Here is an 11,926-nt window from a genome sequence, read left to right as displayed (position 1 = left end):
AGTTCACTTTCCGTTATTTACAGCTTGAACCATTCTAGGTGCAATATCATGAAGTGGCAGAACGTGGCTAACGCATCCGAGCTCAACAGCTGATCTTGGCATCCCGTATACGACGCAGGTTTGCTCGCTCTCCGCATAGGTGGATGTCACTCCTGAATCGTAAAGCTTCTTCATCATTCTCGCTCCATCGCTTCCCATTCCGGTCATCAGCACCGCATGGCGTTTGATCATGGTCAACGGCAGTAGGGATTCGAACAGCACATCTACAGACGGACGGTGACCATTGCGAGTCTCATCCTGACTGATCCTGATTTGGTAAGCGCCGCTGTCCGAGCGGTAAACCCTCATATGGCTGCCCCCCGGTGCAATGTAGGCTTTCCCCGGTTCCAATACCATCCCTTGTTCTGCTTCCATGACCTCCAGCTGACTGAATGAATTCAAGCGCTGTGCAAGCGATTTGGTAAAACTGGGCGGCATATGTTGAACGATGACAATCGGGGCACAGAAGTCGCCGGGAATGGGCTCGAGAAAAGCTTTCAATGCTCTTGGCCCGCCTGTGGAGCAGCCCACCGCAACCAAATCCGTCAATTCCGTTGACTGCGGTATCTTGGCTTCACGGAGCTGACGACCCTCGTTCTCTGGAAGCACGACTGGAGCTAAGTCTGCAACAGGCTTACGATCTGCCCGTTTTCTCTTTGAACCAGAGGGCTCGGCGCCGTCCGTAACAGTAGGCATCTTCTTCTCAACAGTCCGAGATGACGGCAAACGAGGCGAATCCATTCGCTTGCTCCGTTGGTCAGTCTCGCGGACCGTCGTTCGCGTCTCATTCAGCTGCGGCTTCTTGTTCAGCGTTTTGTCAGAAGGCTTTGGCGAAAGAGGAACCGTTATGTCCGCACTCCGTCGTCTCTGCTCTTCTTCTTCCCACAATGCCCTCCGCTGTTTAGCCTGCATCGCCGCATTCAGTTGCTTCATTAGTTCTGAACGCACCTGCTCAATATCAAGCGCATTAGAAATGGAAGGCTTTCGTATAAAATCAAATGCTCCTGCCTCAAGGGCAAGAATGGTCTCTTTCATGCCTTGCTCATTAATGCCGGACAACATAATGACCGGACGGGGGCCCGATTCCATAATGAACTTCAGAGCATCCAGGCCGTTCATTTCCGGCATTTCTACATCCAGTGTAATGACATCCGGATTCAATTCCTTTACTTTCCGAACGGCGTCAAGCCCGTTATCAGCTGTTCCGACAACCTGAAAAGATGGGTCACGCTCGATGAAATCGGAAAAGATTTTCCTCATAAATGCGGAATCGTCAACGACAAGCACACGAAAAGGCTTCATAGATGTCCACCTCAGTTTCCATTAATCCAAGCAAAGAATCATTTCGTACGTTTGAGCCACCGATGCATAAATCCTTTGATTCCCTTCGGAGCTTTCGGCTCTGTGGCAGCAGGAACGGTCATGTAGCGAAGCGCGATCCGTCTGATATCACTAGAGGCGTTACATCGCGGATAAGCTGCTGTAAATGGGACCTGCCGCTTAACCGCCTGAACAACATGCGTATCATCGGCAATCGAGCCGAGCAGCTTGATGTCGATATCAAGGAAACGCTGGGCCGTCAAAATAATTTTGTTTGCTGCCTCCCGAGCCTCCTGTTCATCACCCGCACGATTGACAATCAGGCTGAACGGAACCTGGTTTTCCGTGCCGTGCACCACCTTGATTAAGGCATAAGCATCCGTAATGGATGTCGGTTCCGGCGTCGTGACGACAAGGCATTGATCAGCGGACGTAATAAACCTCATATTTTCCTTGGACAAGCCAGCTCCCGTGTCAAAAATGATATAGTCCATTTCCGAGGAAATAATTTCAATCTGTGAAATAAAATAATTCATTTCCTCTTCAGACAGGGACATCATGTCAGCCAAACCGGAACCTCCGGCAATGTAAGGAAGCTTGTCCGGTCCATATTGAATTACTTCTTCAATGCTCTTCTCCCGGCGAATGAGATGATACAAGCTGTACCGAGAGCTCACGCCCATAAGAACGTCAATGTTTGCCATCCCAATGTCGGCATCAAACACCAATACCTTTTTGCCCATCGACTGTAAAGTCAGCGCAAAATTCAGTGTGAAATTGGATTTCCCAACCCCGCCTTTACCGCTGCTGACCGTAATAATCTTGGCCGTTCTTGGAGATGCTGCCTTACCGCTGTTCCCTGATTGCTGAGAAGAAACAAGCTGGCGGAGCGATTGAGCTTGATCCGTCATGTACGAATCTCTCCCAGCAGTAGATGGCATAACCGCTCGCTGTCGGCCATCAACAGATCATCCGGCACATTTTGACCATTGGTCATATAGGACAAGCGAAGGTTATGGGCATCTATCAGATTAAACAAGGAGCCGTAACTGCCGGTCTCATCCATCTTCGTGAAGATGACCTTATCGAGTTCGTATTTGCTGAAATGATCCGCGATTTCGATCATATCGCTGCTCTTGGAGGTCAGGCTGAGCACAAGATAGGTTTCGCTTTGATCGGAATGGGAGAACAGGCTTTGAAGCTCGGAAACGAGCAGCTCGTTCCGATAGTTCCGGCCTGCTGTATCCATCAACACCAAATCACAATCCTGCAGCTTCTGAAGGGCTCGCTGCATATCACCAGGCGATTGCACGACTTCCATCGGCACATTGAGAATGGATGCATAAGTACGCAGCTGTTCAACGGCAGATATCCGATACGTATCGGAAGTAATAAAACCTACCTTGCGTTGGTTACGGAACAGCTGCTCTGCAGCGATCTTCGCGATCGTGGTAGTCTTACCGACCCCTGTCGGTCCAGCGATATATACAATCCGCGTCTCGGGTTGAACGCCGCCGCCAATACGCCCCTCAAGGAACGCCTCAGCTTGCTTGTAAATCACGTTCTGCAGTTCGGCCTCACTCATCTGCATATGATTAGCTTTCCAGGCTTCCTCCGCAGCTGTAAGCCACTCTTCCGTCAGTTTGACCGAAAGATCCTGCTTGAGCAGTTGATCCCGAATGAAATGCAGCGGCTCAGGAAGATGCTGCGCTTCAAGATTTTGCCTGGATAATCGCGCAATCCATTCCTTCATTTCCTTAAGTTCTTCAAGGACTCTTTGTTCGGATTCGCTAATTCCCAGACGGGAACTTAGAGACTCCTCTTGTCCCCCACGGGATGATTGAACCGATTGAACAGATTCAACGGAAGCTGCTGTTTCCGTTTGATCGTTTCGCATCGCTGCTTGTGCAGCTGCTGCGGGCTGTTGCACATGACCCGCTTCGTTCTTTTGCCTGTTAACTTCCTCCTCGGAAGCTGCAACCTGGCTCAGAATCTCGGCAAAACGACTATAGTCATCCTCATGCTGTACGCCGGAAGCTGTATCCGTGTTACTCGCAGAATTCGTGGAGGTCTGTGTACCGGGCTTCGAGATTTCAGCCGTTCGTTGATAAGCCTTGGGTACAGTACCAGAAGGTACAGCAGGCAGAACTTTGGACTTCATCGGAGCAGAACCTTTGGATTTCTCCGCTTGCTCTACTGCCGCGATCACCTCGATCTTCTTACGGGTAAACATCCCCAGGAATCCGCCTACCTTGGTTTCCTTCGTACTCAGTATGACGGCATCCGCACCCAAATCCGTACGAATGTGCTGCATCGCCTCAGGCATCGTGTCGACGATATACCTCTTCACTCTCATAAGTTCACCACTCCGACACTTTGAATTTCGACGTTCGGCTCCAGCTCACTATAGGACAACACCGGAATATCCTGCATGCTTCGTTCAATGACCTGCCTTAAATACATTCTTATGGCCGGTGAGGTAAGCAGAACAGGCTGCTGTCCCATCTGAATGATCCGGTTAACCTGTTCACTGAGCTTCTGAAACACACTCTGTGTCGAAGCCGGGTCCATGGCGAGATAGCTTCCTTGGTCACTCTGCTGGACGCTTTCGGCGATCTTCTTCTCCAGCTGCGGTCCAACCGTGATAACCCGCATGGCCTCGCCCTCTTGAGCATATTGCTGTGTAATTTGGCGAGAGAGGGCTTGTCTAACATATTCGGTAAGGACATCGGGATCTTTCGAATAATGTCCGTAATCCGCAAGGGTCTCGAGAATTGTGACCATGTCCCGGATTGAGATTTTTTCGCGGAGCAGCTTAGCCAATACCTTCTGTACTTCTCCAATGGTCAGCACAGAAGGAATGAGCTCGTCCACAAGGACCGGATAGCTTTCTCTAATATTGTCAACCAATGCCTTGGTCTCCTGGCGCCCAATCAGCTCATGGGCATGTCTCTTAATTAACTCAGTCAAATGGGTAGCCACAACAGATGGTGGATCGACAACAGTATAGCCGGCAAGATCCGCTCGCTCTTTTATGGCTTCATCTATCCACAGAGCAGGGAGCCCGAATGCCGGTTCGGTTGTTTCGATCCCCGTTACGGAATCATCCTCGTACCCAGGGCTCATGGCGAGATAGTGATTTAATAATAATTCACCACCGCCGACAGCATTCCCTTTTATTTTTATGACATATTCATTCGGTTTTAGTTGAATATTGTCGCGAATTCGGATAACCGGGACGACGAGTCCCAGCTCAAGTGCGCATTGTCTCCGAATCATGATGATCCGGTCCAATAAATCTCCGCCTTGCTGCGCGTCTGCGAGCGGAATCAACCCATACCCGAATTCGAATTCGATCGGGTCCACCTGAAGCAGGTTGATCACACTTTCCGGACTTCGAACCTCTTCGATTTGCTGTTCCTCTTCCAGTTGCTCCACTTCGACCTGCTTGCGATCCAGATTGTTCTGCATCCTCCGTGCGGCAATGAATAAGATGAGGGCAATCGGTGCGGTCGTAATCAGATGAATGGGTGTGAAAATCCCTAGCAACAGAACGGTACCTGAAACAATGTACAATAGATGAGGGTAGGAGAAGAGCTGCCCTGTTAGATCCTCTGCCAGGTTCCCTTCCGAAGAGGCTCTTGTAACAATCAAGCCCGCCGCAGTGGAAATCAGGAGCGCCGGAATCTGACTGACCAATCCGTCCCCGATCGTCAGGATGGAGTATGTGCTCATCGCGTCTCCGAATGACATTCCATGAATCGAGATCCCGATGATAAACCCGCCGATCAGGTTGATCAGCATGATGACAATCGTGGCGATGGCATCACCCTTAACGAATTTACTTGCACCATCCATAGCCCCGTAAAAATCGGCTTCCCGCTCGATTTTTCTTCTGCGCTCCCTGGCTTGCTGCTCATTGATCAAACCTGCGTTCAAATCCGCATCGATACTCATCTGTTTACCAGGCATCGCATCGAGCGTAAATCTTGCCGCAACCTCGGCTACCCGCTCCGAGCCTTTGGTAATGACGATGAACTGTACGACAACGAGGATCAAAAAGACGATGAAGCCAACCGCAATTTCGCCATTCGCTATCCACTTACCGAACGTGGCTACAACCTCACCCGCGTTAGCTTCCGACAGGATCAGCTTCGTTGTCGAAATGTTAAGCGCTACACGAAACAGTGTCGTGATGAGCAATAAGGAAGGGAAAATGGAGAAGTCCAAGGCTTCCTTCGTATTCATGGCCACCAGCAAAATAATAAGCGCCAGTGAGACATTAATAATCAGGAGTACATCGAGCAGCCATACCGGGATCGGAAGAATCATCATGAGTACGATGCCAATGACACCCGCAAGGACAGATAGATCTTTTATTTTCACTGCACTGACGCCTCCGGTCCCTAATTATTTCACTTTACCTTTTAGTTTATATACATAGGCCAGCACTTCCGCTACGGCCTGGAACAGGTCTCCCGGAATCGAATCCCCGATTTCCGACCGTTGGTACAAAGCGCGTGCCAGCGGCTTGTTTTCCATCGTTATAATTCCGTGTTCCTTCGCTATTTCTTTAATCCGCAAGGCCATGAAATCCTGGCCCTTCGCAATGATCTGCGGAGCTTCCATCATGGACCCGTCATATTTGATCGCCACTGCAAAGTGGGTCGGGTTTGTGATGATAACGTCGGCATTCGGGACTTCCTGCATCATCCGCTGAAGTGCCATCCGACGCTGGCGTTCCCTGATCTTTCCTTTAATCAGCGGATCGCCCTCCATCTTCTTGTACTCGTCTTTGATGTCCTGTTTGGACATTCGAATGTTTTTTTCGTAATCATATTTCTGATACATATAATCCAGAATGGCTAGAATAATCAGCCCGATGGCAATCTTGAAACCAAGTGACATGGTGATATCGGCCACGAAATGAAAAATGGTGTCGGGTCCCATCGTTGACAAGGAAGATAACCCTTCCCTCGCAGCCCACAAGGTGGTGTACACGAGGTAACCGATGATGGTCAATTTAATGACCGATTTCAAAAATTCGACCAAGGAACGCATCGAGAATATGTTCTTGAACCCTTTGATGGGATCGATTTTACTGAACTTCATTTTCAAAGGTTCGCCCGTCAGCATAAAACCGACCTGCAAATAATTAGCCACCAGCGCAATAACGAACACCGAGATAAACAACGGAGCCAGCAGAAGCAAGATTTGGACACCGTACTCCCCAAATAACTGCATCACATTGTCTTTCGTAACGTCCATGGAGAGCCGATTAATATAAATGTCGGTGAATAATCGAACGATGCGGTCTCTCATATACCCGCCGAAAATTAACAAGCTAAAGAATGCGGCCAGCAAAACCGATGCACCCGATACCTCCATACTTTTGGCAACTTGGCCTTTCTTACGGCTATCCTGGCGTTTCTTCGGTGTGGCTTTCTCCGTCTTTTCGCCAGAGAACAGCTGTAAGTCGACCGGATACCGGTATGACATCTGCTTCACCTCCATCCTCCTTAAGTCGGCCCGTCTCCAATAACGCCGAGCAACTGCCGGAGTGCTTCAAACATTTTGGCAAACAGATGATCAAATAGTGACACCAGCATCGGCATGAGCAGCATCAGCAGCACGAGTCCAACGATGATTTTGAGGATAATCCCGATCACAAACACATTGAACTGCGGTGCCGTCCTTGCCAGAAAGCCAAGCCCCACATCAGTCAGGAACAAGGCTGCTACCAGCGGAGCCGCCATTTGAAGTGCCAATACAAAAGAGTGCGAGAATGTCCGTACGAGAAAATCTGTCACATTGCCGTCATGAATCTTCCCAAACACATCACCCGATATCGGAATCCAATCATAGCTGTACATAATCGCGTCGAGCAGATAATGGTGACCATTCATGCTCAGGAATACCAGTAGAGCCAGATAATACTTGAAGTTTCCTATTAATGGGGTGGAAGCCCCTGTAAAAGGATCGATGATATTTGCCATGCTAAATCCGATCTGAATGTCAATTAACGCTCCTGCTGTTTGGACAACGGTCATAATAAGATAAGCTGTGAAACCAAGCAGTAATCCCACCAATACTTCCTGGACAATCAATATGACATAAGACAGATCTTGCGGAACCACTTCTCCGAGCCCGAACGAAAAATATACAATCAGGGCCATGATGGCCGAAAGGCCTATTTTGTAAGAAGGAGGTATACCGCGTGAAGTAAACACTGGCGATATTACAAAAAAAGCTGTTATTCGACAAAAAATAAGCATAAAAACAGGTAAACTTTGCTGCAACCATTCCATGGACACTCAGCCTATCCGATATATTTGTAGAGATTGTCCAAAATCCCGTGGGTAAAATCCACTAACGTCGTTAATATCCAAGGACCAAACAGCAGTAATGCTACAAGAACGATAATAATTTTTGGTACGAAAGCCAGCGTCTGTTCCTGGATTTGTGTTGTCGCTTGAAAAATACTGATGATAAGTCCGACAACCAGTGCGACAACAAGCATCGGTGCGCTCACCTTGAGCACAATATAGACCGCTTGCCCTGCCAGACCGATAATAAATTCAGCGCTCACGGCGAGTCCCCCTGTATTCGAATTACTTGCCGCTTATTGCTACGTGTTAAAGCTCATCAGCATGGATTTCACGACCAGATACCAGCCGTCTACCAAAACGAAGAGCAAAATCTTGAATGGCAGCGAGATCATGACCGGCGGCAGCATCATCATACCCATCGCCATCAGCACGCTGGCAACCACGATATCGATGACCAGAAACGGAATGAAGATCATAAAGCCCATTTGAAAGCCCGTCTTCAGCTCACTAATGGCAAATGCCGGTACCAAAACCGTTAATGGAATATCCTCGTAAGATTCGGGTTTCTCAGCGCCTGTATAATTCATGAACAACAATAGATCCTTTTCCCGTGTGTGCGCGAACATGAATTTCTTCATTGGATCTTGAGCCTTATCCAGCGCTTCCGCTTGGGTAATCTCACCTTTAAGATAGGGCTGGAGCGCTACATCATTCATCGACGACAACGTTGGAGCCATTACGAATAAGGTAAGAAACAGAGCCAGGCCGATCAACACTTGGTTTGGCGGTGTTTGCTGTGTGCCGAGCGAAGTACGGACAAAGCCAAGAACGATAACAATCCTTGTAAAACTGGTCATCAGCACCAGTATCGCCGGTGCAATGCTAAGAATGGTGATCAGGAGTATCAAGGACAAGGAGCTTGTCCCGGGTGTGTCTCCCTTATTGCCGATTTGAATATCGATGTTTGGAATCGGATCCGCAAATGCCGTATGGGAAAACAGAAATCCAAACAATATGAAAATCGCGATAGCGTACGAGATCTTTTTATTCATGAATCTTTATGATCCTCCCGCAGCAATTCTTCGACCTTTTCTTTCCGGTTCGGTACGCTGCGCAGCTTGGATTCGAACACTTCATGGAAAGAAGATGTATCGTCCAATTCCATTTCTTCCGGTGGTTTGCCTTTACGGAGTTTTGCCGCCAATTTCGTTATAAAAGGCGGCAGTGCCCCATTATGTATTCCAGAATCCTGTTCAAATGCAGCTTGGATAAGCGCAACTTCAGCTGGATCAGAAATTTTGTCCACCAACCGGACGTCTTCGCCAACTCCGATCACATAGATGATGCCCCCAATTTCGACGAGCTGAAGGGACTTGTTAGGGCCCATACCAACCGCACCCAAAGTACGAATGGAGCGGCCCTGCATCCAGCTCTGATTCTTTCTGCTGAGAAAGCGAATCAGGAACACGATCAACGCAACGATGATGGCAAGTACGATAAAGACATAAAATAACTGTAAATAATACCCGGTAGTACTACTTGAGCTTAATCCATCAGAAGCTGCCATCATCATAAGAATAATCCTTATACGCCAAGCGTCTTATTGATGGCTTCAATAACTCTGTCCGATTGGAACGGTTTGACGATAAAGTCCTTGGCTCCAGCTTGGATCGCATCAATAACCATCGCTTGTTGGCCCATGGCAGAGCACATAATCACTTTTGCGTTCGCATCGACTTTTTTAATCTCTTTCAGCGCTGCGATACCATCCATTTCCGGCATCGTAATATCCATCGTAATCAGATCTGGACGAAGTTCTTTAAATTTCTCGATTGCTTGCGCACCGTCCTGTGCTTCTCCCACAACCTCGAATCCGTTCTTGACCAATATGTCACGGATCATCATTCTCATAAATGCAGCATCGTCCACAATCAGAATTCGGTTAGCCATTGATAAAAATCCTCCCTAAAATGTTTGTGCTATTGTAATTTTTGAATCCGGTCCCATTGGCTTACGATATCCGTCACGCGTACACCAAAGTTTTCATCGATGACAACGACCTCGCCTTTGGCAATCAGTTTATGATTGACAAGGATGTCTACAGGCTCACCGGCAAGCTTGTCCAGCTCGATGATCGAACCTTGTGACATTTCCAGGATATCCTTAATTTGCTTTTGAGTCCTCCCTAATTCTACGGTGACTTTAAGGGGAATGTCCATCAGTAAGTTCAGATTGTTTTCATCCACCTGGGTGTATGGCGCAGATTGCAGATTAGCGAACTGTACGGGCTGTACATTCACATTGCGATTCGGCATGCCGCCATACTGTTGCGGTTGCCCTTGGTAAGGCATCTGCGGCTGTTCATATGGCATGGATTGCGGGATCTGTCCTCCCTGTCCTTGCACTGGCTGGCCGTAACCTTGTCCGTAGTCGAATCCTTGGCCCATGTCATTGCCATTAACAGGGTTAGCCGGTGCTTGAGCCGGTTCCTGTGTACTGACAGGTGCTTCCACCGTCGGCGCGGCTTCCTGCTTCGCAGGCTGCGGCTCTTCCGTCCCGTTGATAAGCATGTGAACCATATCCTTGGAGAAATGAACGGGAAGCAGCTGCATAATGGTTGAATCAATAAGGTCACCGATAATTAATCGGAATGAAATCTTAATCAATGTTTCATCCGGCGGAAGGTTGTTGACCCCTTCACCATTCGCCATGTCCAGAATGTCAATGCCTGGCGGCGATATATTGACAAACCGGTTAAAAATCGTTGACATGCTCGTTGCGGAAGAGCCCATCATCTGGTTCATCGCTTCCTGAACGGCACTGATATGAATCTCGTTGAGTTCCTCTTCCACGGGGTTGCCTTCCCCGCCTAACATCAGATCAGCAATGACCTGAGCATCACGTGTTTTAATGACTAAAGAGTTAATTCCTTCAAATCCATCTACATAAGTAACATGTACCGCTACATGCGGCTTCGGAAATTCTTCCTCAAACTCGCTTCGCTTAATGATCGACACTTTGGGTGTCGTGATATCCACTTTTTTGCCCAGCAAGGTAGACAGAGCGGTTGCAGCACTTCCAAAGGTAATGTTCCCAATCTCACCAAGCGCGTCCTGCTCTAGAGGTGTTAATACATCATCGACAGTCGCCGCCGAAGGAATTGATGCTGGTGATGCCATTTCCGACTGTTTCAACAAAGCGTCGATTTCTTCCTGGGATAAATAGTCTTTACTCGTCAAATTCTTCAGCTCCTTCGATGACAATTTCATCGATTTGTACAGCAACCCGGTCTTTTATCGTTCCGGGACTGCCAATAAACTTCAATCTGTCCCCAACCTTTATGGACAGTCCATCATGCATTGGTTGGTTTAATGAGATGACGTCGCCGACACTCAGTCCTAAAAATTCGGACACGGTAAGCTGTGAAACGCCCAGCTCGGCAACAATCGGAAGCTTGGCTTTACTTACACGCTGCTTAAGAGCGTCTACTTCCTCTGGAACACTCGCTTTTTTCTCCGAGATAAACCACTGATGCGCCGATAGCTTGGACATGATCGGTTCAAGCACCACATGCGGGATACACAGATTAATCATCCCCGTGGTATCACCGATTTTGGTGCTAAGGGAAATTAGCGCAATGGTTTCGTTGGGAGAAACGATCTGCATAAATTGCGGATTCGTTTCCAATGCTTCAAGGCGCGGTGAGATGTCCAGCACCGTTTTCCACGCTTCTTGCAGACTATCGAATGCCCGGCTGAAAATGCGCTCCATGATGATTGTCTCGATTTCGGTCATCGAGCTGACGGAAGAAGGAGCAATGCCCGTTCCACCCAGCAAACGGTCCAGCATCGCGTAAGCAATGTTCGGATGGACCTCAAGCACCATGCGCCCGACAAGCGGTTCCGCCTCGAATATATTAAGAACTGTCATTTTGGGTATGGAGCGAATAAATTCATCATATGGAAGCTGTTCAACCTGCACCACATTGATTTGCACAAAAGTACGTAATTGCGCTGAGAAATAAGTGGTCAGATATCGTGCAAAGTTCTCGTGAATGCGGGTCAAGCTCCGAATATGATCCTTGGAAAACCGGAGTGCCCTCTTAAAATCATAAGAACGAATTTTCTTTTGCGTTTCCTCTTTTTTCAGTTCTTCAGCATCCATTTCCCCTGAAGAGAGAGCGGCCAATAAGGCATCGATCTCATTCTGCGATAAAACATCAACCATCTACTCACCCC

At 48.3% G+C, this 11,926-nt stretch carries 12 protein-coding genes; all 12 read right to left on the bottom strand.

The window, feature by feature from the left end:
* Positions 1–3: 3 nt before the first annotated feature.
* From J7E85_RS07360 to fliM, 12 genes are read right to left on the bottom strand one after another with little or no spacing between them, the layout of a single operon-like run.
* Positions 4–1,341: a protein-glutamate methylesterase/protein-glutamine glutaminase gene (locus J7E85_RS07360; RefSeq protein ID WP_215156477.1), complete on the bottom strand. Its 1,338-nt coding sequence runs from the start codon at positions 1,339–1,341 to the stop codon at positions 4–6.
* Positions 1,342–1,379: 38 nt separating this feature from the next.
* Entirely contained in the window at positions 1,380–2,270 is an 891-nt protein-coding gene (locus J7E85_RS07355) for a MinD/ParA family protein (protein ID WP_215156475.1), read from the bottom strand.
* The gene (gene flhF / locus J7E85_RS07350; RefSeq protein ID WP_215156473.1) at positions 2,267–3,715 is read right to left on the bottom strand and encodes a flagellar biosynthesis GTPase FlhF; all 1,449 of its coding nucleotides are present in this window, start codon (positions 3,713–3,715) and stop codon (positions 2,267–2,269) included. Before flhF ends, J7E85_RS07355 begins: the two co-directional genes overlap by 4 nt.
* A complete protein-coding gene (gene flhA, locus J7E85_RS07345; RefSeq protein WP_215156471.1) occupies positions 3,712–5,745 on the bottom strand; it encodes a flagellar biosynthesis protein FlhA in 2,034 nt (677 codons plus the stop codon). Before flhA ends, flhF begins: the two co-directional genes overlap by 4 nt.
* A gap of 24 nt (positions 5,746–5,769) precedes the next feature.
* Entirely contained in the window at positions 5,770–6,858 is a 1,089-nt protein-coding gene (gene flhB, locus J7E85_RS07340) for a flagellar biosynthesis protein FlhB (RefSeq protein ID WP_215156569.1), read from the bottom strand.
* Positions 6,859–6,878: 20 nt separating this feature from the next.
* The gene (gene fliR, locus J7E85_RS07335) at positions 6,879–7,667 is read right to left on the bottom strand and encodes a flagellar biosynthetic protein FliR (protein WP_215156469.1); all 789 of its coding nucleotides are present in this window, start codon (positions 7,665–7,667) and stop codon (positions 6,879–6,881) included.
* A gap of 11 nt (positions 7,668–7,678) precedes the next feature.
* Complete coding sequence (gene fliQ, locus J7E85_RS07330) at positions 7,679–7,948, bottom strand: flagellar biosynthesis protein FliQ (RefSeq protein ID WP_215156467.1); 270 nt, start codon at positions 7,946–7,948, stop codon at positions 7,679–7,681.
* Positions 7,949–7,987: 39 nt separating this feature from the next.
* The gene (fliP, locus tag J7E85_RS07325; protein WP_215156465.1) at positions 7,988–8,740 is read right to left on the bottom strand and encodes a flagellar type III secretion system pore protein FliP; all 753 of its coding nucleotides are present in this window, start codon (positions 8,738–8,740) and stop codon (positions 7,988–7,990) included.
* Positions 8,737–9,261, bottom strand: a complete 525-nt coding sequence (locus tag J7E85_RS07320; protein ID WP_215156463.1) for a FliO/MopB family protein — start codon at positions 9,259–9,261, stop codon at positions 8,737–8,739. Before J7E85_RS07320 ends, fliP begins: the two co-directional genes overlap by 4 nt.
* A gap of 11 nt (positions 9,262–9,272) precedes the next feature.
* Positions 9,273–9,638 (bottom strand): response regulator, encoded by a 366-nt coding sequence (locus J7E85_RS07315; protein WP_006211317.1) that lies wholly within the window; start codon positions 9,636–9,638, stop codon positions 9,273–9,275.
* Positions 9,639–9,667: 29 nt separating this feature from the next.
* Positions 9,668–10,927, bottom strand: coding sequence for a flagellar motor switch phosphatase FliY (gene fliY, locus J7E85_RS07310; RefSeq protein WP_215156568.1), 1,260 nt, complete (start codon positions 10,925–10,927; stop codon positions 9,668–9,670).
* Complete coding sequence (gene fliM / locus J7E85_RS07305; RefSeq protein ID WP_215156461.1) at positions 10,917–11,915, bottom strand: flagellar motor switch protein FliM; 999 nt, start codon at positions 11,913–11,915, stop codon at positions 10,917–10,919. Before fliM ends, fliY begins: the two co-directional genes overlap by 11 nt.
* Positions 11,916–11,926: the final 11 nt, after the last annotated feature.

Origin of the sequence: Paenibacillus sp. ISL-20, from assembly GCF_018613005.1 — a bacterium.
Lineage (GTDB): Bacteria > Bacillota > Bacilli > Paenibacillales > Paenibacillaceae > Paenibacillus_AQ.
This window is presented reverse-complemented; position numbering and strand designations above follow the sequence as displayed.